Genomic DNA, 18,344 nt, shown 5'->3' on the forward strand with positions numbered 1-18,344 from the left:
ATGCGGACCGAATCCCGAATGACGGCGCCGGTGCTGTCGCTCGGCGAGGTGACCGACCTGTCAGCGAACATCACGTCCTGGTCGGTCAACATCGCGTGGAAAGCCGAAGCTGTCGACGACGAGTTCGACATCGACATCGTCGCGTTCCTGCTCGGTTCCGACGAAAAGGTCGACACCGATGATGATTTCGTCTTCTACAACAACCCGCTGTTCGACGACGGGGTGGTCGAACTGACCATCGACGGCAGCAGCGAGCAGTGCGTCCGCGTCGACCTCGCGTCGCTGCCCGCCGAGTGCGAGCGCATCGCCATCGCGGCGGCCATCGACGGCGACCGTACCTTCGGTGACCTCGGCGCCGTCTCCGTCAGCGTCGACAGCGACGAAGGCACTGCCGCGACCTTCGTCCTCGACGCCGGGACCACCGAACGCACGATGGTGCTCACCGAGATCTACCGCCGGGCAGGCAAGTGGCGTCTGCGGGCGGTGGGGCAGGGCTACGACGACGGCCTTGCGGCACTTGCGGTGCGGTACGGGGTCGACGTCGATGCCTGATCGGGTACTGACTCCGAGAGACCTGCGATGAGCATTCGCATTCCCCAGGAGCCCAGGTTCGCGCACGTCACGGAAGAAGTGGTGTGGCGGGCGCTGATCGACCAGCTCGGGCCGAACGACCTCGTGGTCGCGAACCAGCGCGTCACCGACCACTACAAGGACCACGAAATCGATTTCGTCGTGGCGCTCGAGGGCTACGGTGTCGTCTGCCTCGAGGTCAAGGGCGGCGAGATCTGGCACGAGAACGACACCTGGTACCAGCGTCGCCCCGATGGGCCGGCCCCTATCGATCCGGTGGGTCAGGTGCGAGGGGCGATGTACGCGTTGCGTCGCTACGTGGAGAACGATCCGAGGCGAACCAGCGCATCCGGCCGCGCACGCTGGGACCACGTCGTCGTGTTCCCCAACAGTTCCGTGTCTGCCGATTTCGGGCGCCCGGAGTGTCCACGCTGGAAGGTCGTCGATCGCGAGGATCTGAAGGGCATCGTTTCCAAACTGAGGCGGGTGCTCTTCGAACAACATGTCGCGCGGACCGGTATCGACGCCGAGTCGATTCTCGACCTGGCAGAGGTGCTGTCGGGACGAGGGCTCCCGCAACGTGACGTCGTCGCCCGCGCGCTCGAGAACGAGGACGCCGGTAACCTGCTCACCGAGCAGCAAGCCGCGATACTCGACGCGGTGCGTCTTCTTCCACGCGTAGAGATTCGCGGGGGAGCAGGAAGCGGAAAGACGTTTCTGGCCATCGAGAAAGCGAGCAGGCTTACCAAGGAGGGCAAGCGCGTCGCGCTGATCTGCTATTCGCACGGGCTTGCGTCCTACCTCGAACGGGTCACGAGAGCGCTGCCCCGCAAACAGCGCCCCGCGTATGTCGGTGAATTCCACGAACTGGGCACCCGCTGGGGTGCACCCGAAGGTCCTCCGGAGAGTCTGCGTACCGAGGAGACCGTGAACTTCTGGGAGCACGTACTCCCGGCCCGCATGGCCGAACTCGCTGCCGAACTTCCGTACGGTCACCGTTTCGACGCCGTCGTCGTCGACGAAGCCCAGGACTTCGCCGACGACTGGTGGCGGCCGGTACTCGCGATGTTGAAAGACGAGGACGCCGGCGAACTGTACGTGTTCAGCGACGAAGGCCAACGCGTATTCGATCGCGAAGGTGTTCCCCCGGTCTCCCTGGTTCCGCTGGTGCTCGACCGGAACATGCGCAACACCAAGCAGATCGCCGGATCGTTCACCCCGCTCGTCGGCCAGCGAATGCGTTTGCTCGGCGGCGACGGTCCCGAGGTCACCTTCGTTCCGTGCGCACCGGAAGATGCGCTCGATCGCGCCGACGACGCGATCGAGATGTTGCTCGAAAGCGGTTGGCGTCCCGAAGATGTCGCACTCCTCGCTACCGGCAGTCGTCATCCGGAGCAGGTCGAGCGGCAGCAAGCCGGGCCTCAGGCGTACTGGGAGAGTTTCTGGGACAGCGACCAGGTGTTCTACGGTCACGTCCTGGGATTCAAAGGACTCGAGCGTCGGGCCGTCGTGCTTGCCGTCAACGAATCACGTCCCCAGGAGCGATCGCGGGAACGATTGTATGTGGGGCTGTCCCGGGCCCGTGACCAGTTGATCGTGTGTGGGGACCCGACATTCCTACGGACGGTCGGTGGAGGGGAGTTGCTGAAACGGCTGGGCGGGGTGTGATATCCGCGCGCGGGCGTTCTGCGGGCAGCCTTCGGAGAAACACGTTTGTCGGCCGGAAGATGTCCCCGGTCGTGAGATAACTGACGTCGTATTCGGATGTGAAAACGATCTCGCCACAAGATGTGTAACAAAGGGGCGTCCGGTCCGATACGTAGTCGTATCGCTTCCCACGACTTTGGAGTCTGCAGAATGAACCGTCTTCTTTTCGGTGCAGCAATGGCGGTAATTCTGGTGGGGAGCGTGTCGGCGTGTGGAGCCGAATCGGACTCGCCTGCGGAGATGCTGCCCTCCTCCGGCGCGGTCGCGTCGTCGACGACGACGACCAGCACCGTCGCGGAGACCACGACTGTGAAGCCTTTGCCTGCAACGACTTCGAGCACTCCGGAGCAGACGCTCCCGCCCGCCGAAGCCGAGCCCGCCCCGGCCACGGCTGTGCCGGCCGCTGCGCCCGAGGTGACGTCGGTTCCGATGCCGCCGGTCGTATGCATGGATCTGCAGTCGGCGCAGAACCTCATTCAGGAACTCGGTGTGTTCTATTCACGCAGCGTCGATGCCACCGGCAAGGGGCGCAAACAGGTGCTCGACGCGAATTGGATCGTGGTCGGCCAGACGCCGGGCGTCGGAGTTCCGATCGGTGAAGGGGATGCGGTTCTCTCGGTCGTGAAGATCGGTGAACCGAACCCCTGCTGACACGCGCGTCGTAGCCGGAACGGCGTGGTGGACACGGTCTGCTCGCCAATTCGCGAGACCCCTGTAACGCGGTCGCTCCTTACCCCGATTGACCCTTCGACATCATCGAAGATGATCTTCATCGTTGAGTGCGCGGTAGCGCCTGATCCGCTCTTCGACGACTGTACGAACCAGTTTAGGAAGTGGAGCGTTTCGTGGTTGCTGCGCAGGAAACCAATCTTCAGAAGATTCTCGAGGGTACTTCCCAGTACCTCGTCCCGCTCTACCAGCGTCCCTACCAATGGGGTCCGGAAAACTTCAAAGAATTGTGGCGTGATGTCACCCAGCTCGCCGAGGATCGTATTGACGACGTCGAGGCCACGCACTTCATCGGCTCACTGGTTTTGGCGCCAATTCCCGGTAGCGTCGCAGGTTCGATTACCCGATATTTGGTCGTCGACGGGCAGCAGCGTCTGACCACTCTGACACTTTTGCTTGCGGCTGTACGTGATCACTTGCTGGAGCAGGGGAGTGCAACCCGTCGGGACACCGATCGCATCCACAATCAGCTGCTCACCAACCAATACGAAGACGACCCGTACCGGCTCAAGCTGCTGCCGACGCAAGCTGATCGAGAGTCCTACGCTGCCGTTGTCGACTCGCTTCCCACGGCAGGTAGCGATGATAACGTCGGCGCCGCCTATCGCTTCTTTCGTGCACGTCTTGCGGAGCCGATCGATCCGGACATGCCTGTCGATGCTGTGCAGATCGCACAGGCGGTCACGACGGGATTGTCGGTGGTGTCGATCAGTACGCATCCGGGCGACAATGTCCATCGGATCTTCCAGTCGCTGAACAATACCGGGCTCAAGCTGACCCAGGGCGATCTGCTCCGAAACTACTTGTTCATGCGTCTCCCGACACGCAGCGACGAGGTTTACCGAACCCACTGGTTGCCGCTCCAGAACGCCTTGGAGGACAACGAGCGAATCGAGACTTTGTTCTGGCTTGATCTGCTACATACCAAGCCCCAGGTCAAACAGACTCAGACGTTCGCCGGCCAGCAGAGTCGGCTCGAGAAGCTTGCGACCGAGGATGAGATCGTTGGGGAGATCGAGCGTATCGCTGGTCTCGGTCGTCTCTACCGGCTGATGCTGCATCCCCTGGAGGAGGCTGACTCCGCCGTGCGGGAACGGCTTGTGCACCTATCCGAATGGGACTCGATCACGCCAGCGCCGTTGATATTGCATCTACTGGTGCTCCGAGACCGCGGAGACGCAACGTCCGAACAGGTCGCTCGAGCATTGTTGTACATCGAGTCGCTGTTGGTGCGTCGGTTCCTGGTCGGGCGCGCTACGACTGGTTTGAATCGTGTGTTCCCCGCTGCGGTTCAGGAATTGGATGCGGATCTCCCGGTAGATGAAGCGCTCCATCGGTACCTTTCGGAGGGGCGTAAGCACTACGCGACAGACGATAGGCTTGTAGATGCCATCCTGAGCTCTCCGCTGTATACGACGGGTCGTGCGGCCCAGCGAAAAACAGTCATGGTGTGGATCGAGCGCCTCTTTGCGACAAGGGAGCACGTTGATTCACGGTCGTTGACTATTGAACATGTAATGCCGCAGACTCTTTCGCCCTCATGGCGGCGAGAATTGGCTGCGGCTTATGGTGACGAGAAGGTTGACACTCTCCACGACCAGCTCGTGCACACGCTCGGGAACCTCACACTCACCGGCTACAACGAGAGTCTCAGCAACCACGACTTCGGGCGCAAGCGCGAAATTTTGCAGGCAAGCAGTATTCGCATGAACCAGGAGATAGCGGTCTATAAAGCCTGGGGTCCCAACGAGATCGAAGAGCGAGGACGTTCCCTCTCCGAGCGCATCATCGCGGCATGGCCCGGTCCCGCTGACGCAACGCGCACGACCGGTGATGACAACCCTTTGTGGGCATCACTGAATCGATTGCTGACCCTGCTGCCAGCTGGCCGCTGGACCACCTACGGTGACCTTGCGAGGGTACTAGGCACCGCGGCGCAGCCGATCGGTAATCGCTTGGCGAACGCTCCGGCACCTAACGCGCACCGCGTACTTAATGCGCAGGGCGAGATCTCGGCGGCATTCCGTTGGTTGGAACCCCACCGCACCGATGAGCCCCGCGAGATCCTTGCAGAAGAGGGTGTGCGGTTTAGCGGTAACCGAGCGGACTCGGGACAGCGACTGACGGTTGCGGACCTCGAGCAATTGCGCGTCGAAGTCGAGGAAGACACCGATCCCGCGGAGTGATCCGGGTTCTTCGACATTGGGGCGGTTACGCCGCCCCAATGTCGACGACTGAGATCGTCCCGAACGGCCGAAGGTCTAGCACGCGAGTTAGGGCTCGGTAATCTCTCACGAGAAGCTGAATAGCTGTGGTCGTAGGCGGGGACGCATCTATCTTGTCCTCGGGGTATCCGGGGCCGACGAGCACGTCGCACAACTCCTGGGTTCCGGCTGCTGCCGCGCTCGTCGAAATTTGAACACGCGTCGCCTTCAGCCTGGAGGGGCGCCTATAGTCCGGCATGTCGCGGTTGTGACTGGATTAAGACGGCGACGCTCACAGCACCGTCGCTGGCGGGTTCGGGTCCGGCGCGTGGCTGGTCATCGGCAGCGGGGTGAGGGCCAGAGTTGAGTTGTCTTGATCGCGGCGTCGCGCTTCCGGAGACCGCGACTGCCATGTGCCCTGAGGGTCTTCTGCACGGACCGAGCGAGTTATGGCGACGGAATTCGATGGATGTGTGCGGGCTGAGGTGGGACCGGACGCGGACCCGGCGGAAGCAGTTTCTAAGGTGGTGGGGTCCGTTGCCGTCGGCGGGTGGAAGCAGGGTGTGGAGTGGACGTCGCGTCGAGGGACAACGATCCCGAACTGAGGGACCGCGTGCAACGCCTGCTTGCCTTCATGGCAGAGCTCGTCAAAGCCCGCAGCGCACCGGTCCGCATCGTCGACAAGCACCGTGCCGTGATGTCCCTCGAGGAGGGAAACATCAGGGCCGGTCTGAAGGCGCACGCCGGATCGGGTGAGGTGTTCCTGCGCGCGCGTCGTGCTCAACTCGAAGACCCGCCACGCCCTTCCGGTGAGTTCGCGACGTACGTTCGCGGAGACATCGGCGACTCCGACGTCGAACCCGCACTCGACCCGACGGCCCCCGACACCGTGGCAGGCTTCGACGCCTGGCTTACGGGCTGGCGGACATGGGCGGCCGCCGACCGTGAACGACGAGCCGCATCGCATCTGTACACGTTCCTGCAGCGAACGATGCTGGACCTCGAAGACCAACCTGAATCGCTCGAACTCGTCGTCGCATCGGGTTTGCTGCACCTGTCCGAGCGGGTTGCGGGCGCGCGGGTTCGGACGCACCTGATCACGCAATCCGCCCTCATCGAGCGGCACGGCGACTCCGGCGACCTGGTGGTCCGGCTCGATCCCGGCGCCGGCCCGTCGTTGGAAGACGTTCAGATCCTCACCGGGCTGGAGGTGTTCGACCCGACGAGTGTCCGCGAACTGCACGACTCCCTTGTCACTCAGGTCGCCTCGCCCCTCGATCCCGCCGCCCGGGCGTTCTTGAAGAGCTGGGCCGAGCGTGCGCTCACCCTGCGCGTCGAGGTCGCCGAACGTGCGGAAGAAGCATCGTCGCCCGACGCATTCGTCACCCCGTCACCCGCACTCGTCCTGCGCAAGCGTGGTGCCCACGCACTCATCGAGTACTACAACCGCATGACCGAGGCCGCCGCCGACGAAGCTAACCCGGTACCGCTCGGTCTGGCGCAACTCGTGGAGGCGATCGAACCGGCGGACCGTGTCACATGGCTCGACCGCATCGGCACGCCCTCGGGTCTCTTCACCGGAGATCCGCTGCTTCCACTGCCCGCAAACGAGGAACAACGCGAGATCCTCGACCGGCTTTCCGGCGACAGCGGCGTCGTGATCGAAGGCCCACCGGGTACGGGCAAGACCCACACCATCGCCAACATCGTGTCCGCGTTGCTGGCGCGTGGCCAGCGGGTACTGGTCACCAGCGAGAAGGCACAGGCGCTACGTGTGCTGCGGGACAAGCTCCCGGACGAACTCCAGGACCTGTGTGTGGCGGTGACCGACCCGGTCGACGGCGGGTCTGTGGAACTCACCCGCAGCGTCAGCGAAATCGCCATCCGCAAAGCGCAATTCAACGCGCGGCGCGCGCAGGAACGCATCGACGAACTCACCACGCAACGCAACGATGCACTCGGCCGTCGAGCGACGCTGATGGAACAGATCCGGCAGGCGCGAGCCGAGGAAGCATCGGTCCATGCAGAGGTCGCTGCCGGCTACGAGGGGACGGTTGCCTCGATCGTCCGACGGGTCCGCGCACAACAACCCAAATACGAGTGGCTGCCCGCACCTCTCCTCACCGACACCCCGCCGCTGACGGTCGACGAGCTCGTCACCCTCCATGCGCTCCATCAGCGGTCGAGTGTCGAGCGTGCGCGACGCCGGCACCAACGCTTCCCGGAACTGTCCCTCCCCACCCAGAGGGAACTGCAGTACGCATGTGCTGCCGTCGCACAGGCATCGAACGGCGCTGCGAACGATGAGATGCAGGGGTTGCTGCGAATCCTCGAGGGTGCTTCCCTCGAAGCACTCGCCCACATCCGAGACCGGTGCGAGCAGTTGCAGGGCGCTCTGAAGGATGCAGATCGACTCGACCCTCGAATTCGCCGCGTCGCCGACGACGTGCTGTCGGGCAGAGCTCAGCATCTGTGGGGAAAGACCGCCGAACTCGCAGGCCTCGTGCAGGACGCGCAAGAGGCCGACCGGATCGTCGGTGCCAGTTCGGTCGAGGTGCCGGTGGTGGGACGGCTCGCCTTCGAGGCCTACGACGCGCTCGCCCGCAAGCTGGAGGCGGGCGAAACGTGGCGCAGTGGATTCGCTCGGTTCCTGAGAAGCGACGAACAATCAGCCGTCGAGGCGATCGGTGAGCCGGCGACCGTTGACGGCGTCGCGGCTACCACCGCCCACACGGTGCGCATCGTCGCCGAACACCTCCGTGTGCTCGAGGCGATCCGGGTGGCGGGGGTCGTCCTCCGCGATCTGGGTATCGACATCCAACTCGACGAGTCGCGCAGCCGTGCCGTCGGCACCCTCGCCTTCATCGACCGAGACCGCGTCATCATCGACGGTCTCGTGGCACGGGTGCGCGACGTCGAGTCGGCGTTGCGTGAGGTCCACCCCGGTGCGCCGCGGATCGCGAGTGTCGAGCAGGCGCGGTCCATCGCGGAGTCGGCACGGGCCATCGCCGCGACGGGCACTGCGGAAGCAAGCAAGAACTGGCTCGAATCCATCGGAATGTATGTGCGGGGCCAGACTGCCGGCGGAGCGTCGCCCGAAGGACGCGCGCTCGCACGAGCCTTCCACGAAGCGGACTTCGACGCGATCAATGCGGCGCTCGACGCGTGGGACCGTGCGGTCGGTGAACAACGCGAGGAGCTGGAACTCGTATCGCTGCAGGCGCGTTTGACGACCGCTGCACCGGCACTCGCGCAGACGCTCGGAGACAACCCGTTGAGCTTGGCATGGCCGGTTCGTCTCGCCCACATCGAGGATGCGTGGGCGTGGCGACGCGCCGACGACTGGGTGCGTCGCTTCCACGAACGCGGCGACGACGGGCAGTTCGAACGTGAACTCGACGCAGTCGAGAAGAACATCACGCGGCTCACGACGCAACTCGTCGAAGAGAAGGCGTGGAGTGCGTGTCTCGCCCGCACGACTGCCGAGCAGGTCCAGGCACTCCATTCGTACCGCGACCACGTCGCGAGCATCGGTAAAGGAACCGGGCGGTACGCGGAGCGCTATCGGGCAGCGGCGCGCGAGGCCATGCAGGTCGCGCAGGGTGCGGTGCCGGCGTGGGTGATGCCCTTGCAGCAGGTTCTCGCTTCGGTTCCACCCGAACAGAATTCGTTCGACGTCGTCATCGTCGACGAATCGAGCCAGGTCGACATCAGCAGTCTGTTCCTGCTGTGGCTGGCGCCGCGTGTGATCGTCGTCGGCGACGACAAGCAGTGTGCACCCAGCGCGGTGTCGCTGGGTGCACTCGACGGCGTCTTCACCCGTCTCGATTCGTACCTGCCCGACATTCCGAATTACCTGCGCGACAGCTTCACTCCGCGGTCGAGTCTGTTCTCCTTGCTGCGGTCACGGTTCGGCAGCATCATCCGGCTGCGGGAACACTTCCGGTCGATGCCGGAGATCATCGCGTGGTCCAGCGAACAGTTCTATGCCGACGATCCGCTGGTTCCCCTGCGGCAGTACGGGTCCGATCGTCTACCACCACTGCGCACCACGTACGTCGAGAGTGGTGCCGTCACGGGACAGAACTCCACGTTGGCGAACCACGCCGAGGCCCATGCCCTCGTCGACACCCTCGTGCAGTGCGTCCAGGACCCCGCCTACGACGGCAAGACGTTCGGCGTGGTCGTTCTGCAGGGACAGTCGCAAGTCGACGTCATCCAGAACGAACTGCTCGACCGTCTCACCCCGGCCCAGTGGGAGGAACGCAGGCTGCGCGTCGGCACGCCCCCAGACTTCCAGGGCGACGAGCGGAGTGTGGTCTTCCTGTCGATGGTCGTGGCACCCGACCAGAACATCGCGGCCATGACACGGACCGAATACCAGCGACGGTTCAACGTCGCCGCGTCGCGTGCTCAGGACCAACTGTGGCTGTTCCATTCGCGGACGCTCGACACGCTGCGACGCACCGACCTCCGGTATTCGCTGCTCTCCCATATGCAGTCGACGTCGACGATGCCCGCCGCACCCATGCCGGACGGAGTGACGCGCGACGAGCGACACGAGGCGTTCGACAGTCTCTTCCAGCAGGAAGTGTTCCTCGACATCGTCGCCCGGGGATATCACGTGAACCCGCGGGTCGAGGTGGACGGCCACTTCATCGATCTGGTGGTGACCGGTGCAGCGGGGAAGCTGGCGGTCGCGTGTGACGACGAGCGGTGGCATACGATTCCCGACCGGCAGCGCGCTGATCTGGAGCGGGAGCGGGAGCTGTATCGGAGTGGGTGGAAGTTCTGGCGGGTACGCGAATCGGAGTACTACCTCGACCCGGTCGCGGCAATGGCGGAGTTGTGGGGCGTGCTCGAGCGGCGTGGTATCGCGCCGTAGCCGTCTGTGTACGCCGCGCGAAGTGATCGGCGGAAATCCCCGCACTGCACGTACCGCTCGGCGAGCTGGATGAGTTCGTCCGGCCGCCCGCGAAATTCGGGCACCTCTATCCTCTACCGCAACCCCTGACCGGTATAGGTCGAGGGCGGAGGACAAGCCTCTGTAGGTAGAACCGGCTGTCCAGCCTGCTCAGGCGGAGAAACCACTCGTTGCTCATGCGGCTAGCAACTGGCACGAGGGCGCGAAGACCAAAGGCCAAATCGCTACTCGTACAGAGCGCTTCCGCCCCGCCAGTCATGATCGTCATCGGTTGGGGAGCCTAGGAACTCTTCGGGGTGCTGACCGAACGATGCGGTCCCCCAGCCCAAAGAGCTTTGATGCGTGAAACGCACGTCTTGGACGCTAGTGGGAGGCCCGAACGTGGTGGTGTTGCCATCGTCGGACGGTGTCCTTCTGTTTCGCTTAGTTTGTTTGCCGAGCTGTTTGCCCTTCACCCGTCTGCGGGGACGCGAAGGTCGTTCGCCCTTGTACTCTCGGTGATGGAAGGTGTGCAGCTTGGGTAGGGAAAGGCGAGAACGCTCGCCACTTGTTATAACCCCAAGTTGTGCACGCAACGCGCCGTCCAAGTTGCCTGCACATTTCTTGCAGGCGTTCAGCCGGCTTCGGTGAGCTTTCTCAGCAGGACACCAGTATCGGATGGGGTACGTCTCGCTGCAGTACGGAGTCGTGTGGAAGCGGTCCGGCCGCAGTTCCACGTATACCGGTTGGGACAGGGGCGATTCGGTGTGGGGTCCGCTTCTTTCGGCACGCGCGCCTCCCCGACTTGCGGACCTTCCTTTAGATCTCGTCGCAATTATCGGCGTATTAGACGGGTCGTTGGAGCGCGGTCGCGCCGGCCTCGGTCGTGCTCGGGGAGGGACGGAGGGCGACGCGTTCGATCTGGTTTGCACATGATCCGGCGACGTGGAAGATCCCGTGGCGGGCGGGCGTACGGGTTGCGCAACGCTTGGGCTTGGATCTTTGTGATTGGCTGAAAGGGAACGGCGACCGGCTGCGGTTCCGCTAACATCAGCAACGGCTTGATCCAATCGGCTCCGATAGCCGAAGCTGAACTCGTTGTAGCTGTCCCCCAAATTGTGAAAAGCGCACGCGATCGCAATGCACTCCTCTTTGGTCGACCTTTCCAGTACGTGGATTGCGAAGGTGGACGGTGTTCTGACGCCGACGTCCGACTCGAACTCATAGATCCGAAGCGACCATGAGTTTCCTGTATGGCGGACGGTAAACCGATAGCTTCCCGAATCAGCGCTCACGCCCTGGCTTGGAAAGCGTCCTTCTTGGAATCGCAGCGCGCTTGACAGCCTGGGCGGCAGGGTTGGTGCAGTACGACGGGATGAGCGGCGTTTGCGGGACACCAACACTCCTAACAAGATCGTCGCGCCGTGAGAAATCACTTGGAGACAGGTACTAGGCAGGCTGATGCAACGCTACTACAGAGTCGCCATCAGGAGGAAGAGGAATTCGAGTCGCGACGGTGCGATCGCGCCATCGGGTATTAACCAGGCGTCGCAGGTGGTAGCGCTGCTGCAGTCCTCTGATGCACGGGGAAGTCTGCCGCAGAGGACACTTCGCTGTCGTCCGAACGAATGAAATTGTGTTCGACGTGGTATTGCTGAAAGCGCGGTCCCGTGAATGTGCCCATTTGCCCGTAACGCCAGCGCCACCATTCCAGGTATAACCAACTGCTGATGGCAGCCTTGTGAGGGATGCGCGTAGCTCTGTGTGTTCTTCGGACACTGTGACGGCAACGAGCAGGGATCAGTGCCGCTTCCAGATCGGTTGTGCCGATCCCGGAGACAATGTAGCCCCGCCGGACCGCTGACGGCTCGCAGTTCCATGGAACCCGTTCGATAGGCTCGTCGATGAATTGTGGCGGGGCGAAACGAGGAGGCGAATGTATGGAGGTGGCAAAGCGCTACTCGTCGATGGTGGTCTGCGCGGGAGCCGGGGGCTTGGCGCTGGGATTGGAGAAGGCAGGTTTCGATCCGGTACTGCTCTTGGACAATCGAAAAGAAGCCTGTGAAACCCTGCGCACGAATCGGCCGGACTGGAACGTACTTCATATGGACCTTCAGGATTTCGATCCGATGGATCAAGGGACTCCCGAAGTCGACCTCCTGGCTGCCGGACTTCCGAGGTTGCGGGGATCCGCAGCTGCCGCCCGAGATCTGGACCCGGACAAAGACTTCGAACTGGTCAAAGCCGCAGTGTGGCTTACGCACGCTGTCCGTCCGCGTGCGGTGCTGCTCGACAATGTTCCGGACTTTGTAACTTCTGCTGTATACGCCGAACTTCGTTCGTTCGTACAGGCGGAGCTAGAGCACCTCGGCTACCGTCTCGGTTGGTACGTCGTCAACGCTGTGGACTATGGCGTGGCGCAACTCCGGAAGCATGGGATCCTTGTTGCTCTGCAGCGATCCGCCTTTGATCAATTCGCGATCCCTCCGAGCATCGTGCCGCGTCGCACGGTGGGTGAGGTCTTGCGAGAGTCCATGCGTATGGGTGGGTGGAGCCGTGCCGATGAGTGGGCTGCACTGGCGAACAGGCCGGCCCCGACGTTGGTGGGCGGGTCCTGGGACCGGGGTGGCGCCGACCTCGGCCCGACTGGTACCAAGCGATCTTGGGAAGAGATGGGGGTCGATGGAGGGACGATCTCGGACGCGGTGCCAGGTGTTGACTTCGCGTGGAACCCGTCCGGCGATCGCTCGGAGAGGGTGCGTCTGACTGTTGCACAGGCGGCCATTTTGCAAGGATTCCCTGAGGAGTGGTATGTGGCGGGTCGGAAGACTGCCATGTACAGGCAGATTGCGAACGCCATGCCGCCCCCGCTCGCGCAGGCACTGGGAACTGCCCTGGTCGATGCGATCGGGTAGCACGGTGAGTCTGTACTGTTCAGGGCCCCTCCACGACGAAGCTGTCGTCACCAAGTAATAAGCTCCAGGACCATGGCCACCGGTAAGCCCTCACTTGAGACGAAGCATCGCAGCGTCGTCGACCTGTTCGCAGGTCCTGGTGGTCTCGATGTTGCTGCCCATTGGCTGGGCATACCTGTGCATGGAATCGAGTGGGACACCGATGCGTGTGCAACTCGGAAGGCTGCCGGTCTCTCAACAGATCAAGAGGATGTTCGAGCCGTCGGTCCGGAGCACTTTCAGGATGCAACTGTCCTCGTGGGTGGGCCGCCATGTCAGACGTTCACACTCGCAGGTGGGGGTGCCGGACGCCGCGCACTCGATCGAGTCCTGCACTTTGTGAAGCAGATGGCGGCGGGAGTTGATGTCACGGACGCCGTCGCCGCGCTTGACGACGAACGGACGGGCCTGGTCCTCGAACCATTGCGTTGGATCATCCAAGCGACCGAACTCGGTCTCCCTTATGACGCAGTTATTTTGGAGCAGGTTCCTGCGGTCCTTCCGGTCTGGCAGGCCATGGGTGAGGCACTTGCCGGTCTCGGTTATCAAATCGACTGTGGAGTTCTGCGTACGGAGCAGTACGGAGTGCCTCAAACCAGGCGACGTGCAATTCTCGTTGCTCACCGTCATCGCACTCCGTCGCTCCCCGCGCCGACTCACCGGGCGTACCGGAAGGGTGTGCCACGGACAGAAGGTGATCCGACCCTGCTTCCGTGGGTGACAATGGAGGACGTCCTCGAGCGGGACGGTGATTTTGTTGTCGTTTCCAACTACGGCTCGGGCGGCGACCCGCGTGCCCGTGGGCGACGAACTTCCGACGAGCCTGCAGCGACTGTTACCGGAAAGGTGAGCCGTAACAGGGTTATCGGACTCGATGGTGGAGAGCTTCCGCGTTTCACTCAGTCGGAGGCGGGCCGGCTGCAGACGTTCCCGGAGGACTACCCGTGGGCCGGCAACGGCATAGCCCAACAGATCGGAAATGCGATTCCGCCACGGTTAGGGGCGCACGTTCTAGCAGCGGCTCTCGGCCTGAGTGTCGACGAAGGCTTCTTCGAGACAGCACTGAAGAAACCCTGGCGCGAAAGTCGCCGGGGACTGCTGTGAAGTATAAGGCGGCGCGGAGCGACTGCCTCTAAACCGTATCGATGTTCTCATTCGAGGAATGGCGTGATCGCTTCCGTTTGGGGGCATCCGCGAGCATCTGACCGAACATAGAGGCAAGGGTCTCGATTGAGGTTTCCGGAACACGTCCATCGGAAGGGCCGTCCGGCAAAATCTCCCACAACACCGGAGCCATGATCTGAGAATCGGTGATCCACTCGATCGTGGCTTCATCGTCGATCGGCGCGTCGGGTGCAAGAACGTCATACACGAGAGTGCTACCAGCGGCGTTGATGGCGGATGAAAGTGCATTGACCTGGTCGCCGAGGCGAGGTGTATCTTCCGTTATGAGGTTTCGGAGCACACGAAGGACAGCCTGTGCAGTAGGTCTGTGGTCGATGATATCCAGACGCATGGTCGTATTCAGCACGTCCTGCACTGTGCATGCCAGCTCAACTGGTCGGTAATCATCGCTGTTTCTGAAAAGTTCCGCGGCCCACCACAGTCTCGAAAATGCCTGTGTGTAATGAGGTCCGGTAAAGCGTGCGGACTGGACGAGGCCCGCATTCTTGTGGCGCCACACGACGTAGTCGGGCGCGACGATAAACGCCAGGTGGTTCCACATCTCGTCATCTGCAGCCTCACTGCGCGACATTCGTAACGTGGCATGCAGTCGCGGCGCGAGCCATCCGTCCGCGGTTGCGGGCCTCTCGTCGAAACGTTCCATCGCTTCGACAAGGAGATCGCGTACCGGCCCGACACGCCAGCGCGCGTCGGTCTCGTCCTTCTGTACTGCGGACTTCAGCAGAGTCGCTGTCGGTGGCGCTTCGTCACCGGTCTGAATTCCGCGGCTGAGGTGCTTCGTTACCACGGCGCTCGGGAGTTGCCCGAGAACCTTCGGGATTTCGTGGGCGGCGGCCATCATTCGCCCTTCTGGTGTGCAGAGCGCACCGCGGTCATAAACTTCCGAGTTAGTTGACTGCGACGTCCAGCCGCGTACTGGATACGTGTCTGTATCTCAGACCATCCGATGCCGTCGGCTCGTCGTCGTGCGATCTCATACAACGCGTCGGCGGGCTGGCGGTCCGGGATCACATCGGGAAGCATCGTTCGCAATACCGATTCACGCCAGCCATCCGGCATCAAAGGAGTGCCGTCCTCGTCGACTTCGAGCCCGCTGACAGCGGAATGGAACATCGCGGTCCAAGCGTCCTGCGCGATCTGACTAGCGGCAAGGTCTCGTACCAGCCGTTCCTCGGCCGAGCCGGCAGAGCCGTTGAGGATATCGACCAGACCTTCGACTGCCGTGGTGTTCAGGTACACGCGTGGTATGTCGCCGGAAGTATCGACGATCCACGGAGAATCCTTGAACTCCCGAAGCCACTCGGGGCCATCGCGGAAGTCTTCGTCGACGATGTCCACGTCGCGTTGGCGCATCGGGTTGGAGGCGGCGACATCGACGAACCAATCACGTTCGGTTCCGCCTATCACTCTCCCCGGGACCCCACCGATCGTCGCGGTCACCACCAGGGACAAGCTGGCTCGCCTTGCGTAGCGGCGACGCGACATTTCGAGCGTGCCGGCCCAGGTCCCGTCTCTTCCACGAACGAGCCGGCGTGTGGTCTGTGCGTTTGTTGCCTTCTCGGTCAATGCTGCGAGACACACGACGTCAGTCCATTCGCCGTCAGAGATCTCTCGATCCGGCAGTGTGGCCTTCAGATCGAATCGCGCGGTTTCCCAGACGGCCCGTCCAGATTCATGAAGCGCCACTGCATGTTCGGTAGGTGACACCATCGAGTACGGAAGCGGGTGACCGTCCACAGTCACCGCAGCGATTTTGAGATCGACGTCCCCGAGGAGGGTTGGATAGGAGTAGACCGGTCTCACGACACACCTCCCCGTGCTTTCGGCACCTCGACGACCAAACGTGCAAAGGCGCCTCGGACCGGATGGCTGGCTGGATCGGTCACCGCGGCGAATGTTGCTTGTCGTACCCCAGCATCGATAGCAAGGTTCGCGCCATCGACCGTGCACCCTTCGAGCGCTGTCAACTCACTCCACCGAACAGTTGGGCGACCGCCGGAGCGCACATCAAACTTTGCGACAGGCGTGAGAATCCAGGGATTCTCGGAGTCGGGAAGCTTGATGTCGACCGTGACGTTCCACGCTCCGGAGCCGTCGACACCGCCTTGAACATTGCGCACAGACGGGGCGCCGGAAACCCCCCGTGCACGTACTCCTGTCGTCCCCTCGAACTGCAGTAGATCTCGCAGCGCTTTTGGACCCCGGTTCCGTTCGACTTCTCGTCGACCGACGACATTACGCACCGCTTTGTCGATCTCGGAACGGAACTCGCGGAGCCGTGTCAGCGCGCCCTTTTCATAGGACGAAGTGAGTTCTTCTGTGCGGTCCCACTTGTCGTGTTCCGGAGGCTCGGACGCACGAAGGAAAGCTTCGGCCGCTGACGTGGATTCATCCTCCTGCCCGGTCGCGTGGCCGGCGAGCAGAACAGCCTGGAAGGGTGGGGTGCCCAAAGGAACCTCCCGGGGCCTGTGCTCGACGATCGTCATTCGGTTGCCCCGCATGCAGATCACTCGGTTGGTAACAGCAGCTGTGTCCGCCGCGGGGGTCACCAACAGGACGGCTTCGTGCAGAAGACCTTTGCCGAGTCCCCGTCCTTCGCCTCGTCGCGGCGTGACGACGAGTGGGACGTCGACGCGCGCGACCTGCTCCGCCGCAGTCAGCTCGCTTACCGTCTCGTTGTCGAAATATGCGCGTAGGGCACGACTCAACGCAGGATGGTGGTCATGGGGATCGACCCGCTGTTCCCTGACGACGACTTCGTCATTGCGGAGGGCGGTCACACGTGCATCGAGCAGGGGCACTGCCGTTTCCCCGCCTACCATCGCGGCCCAAAAACCGTCTGCAAGTGCGCGGACGAGCTTCTCGTGCATCTCCTCCAAGGTTTCGGCATCTCCCGATGCATCATGCGCGCCCACTATCAGGAATGACGTGCCAGGTTCCGTACTATCTCTTGCGAGGCGCAGATCTCGGACGGTTGGTTCGTCTGCCCACCACGATCGTGAGACTCCACGGTGCTCGGGGTCGGACTCGGGTTCACCGAACCAGGCAGGACCCGCAAACGCAGAACCGTCGACCTGGTGCCAGGGAAGATCCAGGCGACCGATAACTCGACGCTCTGTGCGGCCCTCATGGGACTCCGACAGAGTGGAGTTGACAAGGACGAGACCGAACTTGCTGGTCGCCCATAGCGTTGCTTTACCGAGGCCGTATGAGCCACCTGCCTGTCGGCCAGCCTGCTTGTGGCTGTCGAGCTGTCGACGGATGACCGCTGCGAAGCGCCCGTCGCCGTACTCCGGACCGGTCAATCCGGCCGCGTTGAAATCGTCGATTCGAAGGAGCACGAGAGAACGGTCTTGATGAAGGTCATCGAGCGCAGCTCGAAGGCTACGCGCTACCTTCTGATCGGTGGACGCCGCACTCGTGAAATGCGCGGACAGCTCATCCCACTGAATGGCCGCCAGAAACGATGACAGGCTTTCGCCTGTGAGTTCTTGAAGGGTGAAGGAAACCCTAACGGGGTTGTCGGCGTCCCGTCGCTCATCAAGCGAGTTCTGGGTCGCTTCTCTTGCGAGGACCGAGAGGTCGGCGTTGAAGGCGAAAGCAGCTGCGTTTCCGTACTCACGACCACCGTCCGAATGAGCGGGGCGATGGTGCCACCGAAGGTCGCCGAGGGGGCGGTCATGGATCGGCCCGTTGTCGTCTTCCAGAGGGGATACTCCCAAGACGCTGGCTATTTTCTGTTTCATTTCGTTTCGGGGCTCGGATCGTCCACTGATCCACGCCGAGACTGCGGCATGTGTTACGCCTATCTGCTTGGCAAGTTGCGCTTGGTTGAAAGCCGACGTGCGGAGATGCCGCCCCAGCCATGGGCCGAAATCCTCTTGCGGCGAACTCATCGCAGTTATAACTCCTGGGGCGATCGAGGCACGTGGACGGTTGACTCTACCAAGCCGTAACCGATGCACTTCATGTCGTTCGAACGGATGACACGTGCTGTGGGACTCCGTGATCAAGATGTCGGTGGTTGCGTGCACAATGTCGGGCACGGGGGTGTCGGGGCACCCGGAGACAGACGCAGCTGAGACAGGGGAG

At 62.6% G+C, this 18,344-nt stretch carries 10 protein-coding genes; 7 read left to right on the forward strand and 3 right to left on the reverse strand.

The features are described 5' to 3' along the window. The first annotated feature begins 18 nt into the window (after positions 1–18). From RDCOP1_RS21935 to RDCOP1_RS10340, 7 genes are all read left to right on the forward strand, one after another. Positions 19–552 carry a TerD family protein gene (locus RDCOP1_RS21935; RefSeq protein ID WP_307718196.1) on the forward strand — a complete coding sequence of 178 codons (534 nt, stop codon included), beginning with the start codon at positions 19–21 and terminating at the stop codon, positions 550–552. Positions 553–579: 27 nt separating this feature from the next. Then, positions 580–2,238, forward strand: coding sequence for an NERD domain-containing protein (locus tag RDCOP1_RS10315; RefSeq protein ID WP_072700061.1), 1,659 nt, complete (start codon positions 580–582; stop codon positions 2,236–2,238). 189 nt (positions 2,239–2,427) lie between these two features. Beyond that, on the forward strand, positions 2,428–2,928 hold the full coding sequence (locus RDCOP1_RS10320; protein WP_231922973.1) for a hypothetical protein: 501 nt from the start codon (positions 2,428–2,430) through the stop codon (positions 2,926–2,928). A gap of 194 nt (positions 2,929–3,122) precedes the next feature. Beyond that, positions 3,123–5,192 (forward strand): GmrSD restriction endonuclease domain-containing protein, encoded by a 2,070-nt coding sequence (locus RDCOP1_RS10325; protein WP_072700435.1) that lies wholly within the window; start codon positions 3,123–3,125, stop codon positions 5,190–5,192. 586 nt (positions 5,193–5,778) lie between these two features. Continuing rightward, positions 5,779–10,095, forward strand: coding sequence for a PDDEXK-like endonuclease domain-containing protein (locus RDCOP1_RS10330; protein WP_231922972.1), 4,317 nt, complete (start codon positions 5,779–5,781; stop codon positions 10,093–10,095). 1,958 nt (positions 10,096–12,053) lie between these two features. Then, positions 12,054–13,028: a DNA cytosine methyltransferase gene (locus tag RDCOP1_RS10335; RefSeq protein WP_072700063.1), complete on the forward strand. Its 975-nt coding sequence runs from the start codon at positions 12,054–12,056 to the stop codon at positions 13,026–13,028. Between the two features lie 72 nt (positions 13,029–13,100). Then, entirely contained in the window at positions 13,101–14,171 is a 1,071-nt protein-coding gene (locus RDCOP1_RS10340) for a DNA cytosine methyltransferase (protein WP_072700065.1), read from the forward strand. A gap of 28 nt (positions 14,172–14,199) precedes the next feature. On the opposite strand, the gene RDCOP1_RS10345 is transcribed toward RDCOP1_RS10340, so the two are convergent. Genes RDCOP1_RS10345 through RDCOP1_RS10355 form a run of 3 tightly spaced genes read right to left on the reverse strand, consistent with a single transcriptional unit; the run spans position 14,200 to position 18,148 of the window. Continuing rightward, entirely contained in the window at positions 14,200–15,093 is an 894-nt protein-coding gene (locus tag RDCOP1_RS10345) for a DUF6339 family protein (protein ID WP_072700067.1), read from the reverse strand. Beyond that, a complete protein-coding gene (locus RDCOP1_RS10350) occupies positions 15,090–16,055 on the reverse strand; it encodes a hypothetical protein (RefSeq protein ID WP_072700069.1) in 966 nt (321 codons plus the stop codon). Before RDCOP1_RS10350 ends, RDCOP1_RS10345 begins: the two co-directional genes overlap by 4 nt. After that, positions 16,052–18,148: a helix-turn-helix domain-containing protein gene (locus RDCOP1_RS10355; protein ID WP_072700071.1), complete on the reverse strand. Its 2,097-nt coding sequence runs from the start codon at positions 18,146–18,148 to the stop codon at positions 16,052–16,054. Before RDCOP1_RS10355 ends, RDCOP1_RS10350 begins: the two co-directional genes overlap by 4 nt. Between the last annotated feature and the right edge of the window lie 196 nt (positions 18,149–18,344).

Origin of the sequence: Rhodococcus coprophilus NBRC 100603 (assembly GCF_001895045.1) — a bacterium.
GTDB lineage: Bacteria > Actinomycetota > Actinomycetes > Mycobacteriales > Mycobacteriaceae > Rhodococcus > Rhodococcus coprophilus.

Excerpts from the sequence above, each read along its gene's own strand:
- RDCOP1_RS10335 (WP_072700063.1), top strand. The coding sequence starts at position 12,054 with ATGGAGGTGGCAAAGCGCTACTCGTCGATGGTGGTCTGCGCGGGAGCC.
- RDCOP1_RS10345 (WP_072700067.1), bottom strand. The coding sequence starts at position 15,093 with ATGATGGCCGCCGCCCACGAAATCCCGAAGGTTCTCGGGCAACTCCCG.
- RDCOP1_RS10315 (WP_072700061.1), top strand. The coding sequence starts at position 580 with ATGAGCATTCGCATTCCCCAGGAGCCCAGGTTCGCGCACGTCACGGAA.
- RDCOP1_RS10340 (WP_072700065.1), top strand. The coding sequence starts at position 13,101 with ATGGCCACCGGTAAGCCCTCACTTGAGACGAAGCATCGCAGCGTCGTC.
- RDCOP1_RS21935 (WP_307718196.1), top strand. The coding sequence starts at position 19 with ATGACGGCGCCGGTGCTGTCGCTCGGCGAGGTGACCGACCTGTCAGCG.
- RDCOP1_RS10355 (WP_072700071.1), bottom strand. The coding sequence starts at position 18,148 with ATGAGTTCGCCGCAAGAGGATTTCGGCCCATGGCTGGGGCGGCATCTC.
- RDCOP1_RS10320 (WP_231922973.1), top strand. The coding sequence starts at position 2,428 with ATGAACCGTCTTCTTTTCGGTGCAGCAATGGCGGTAATTCTGGTGGGG.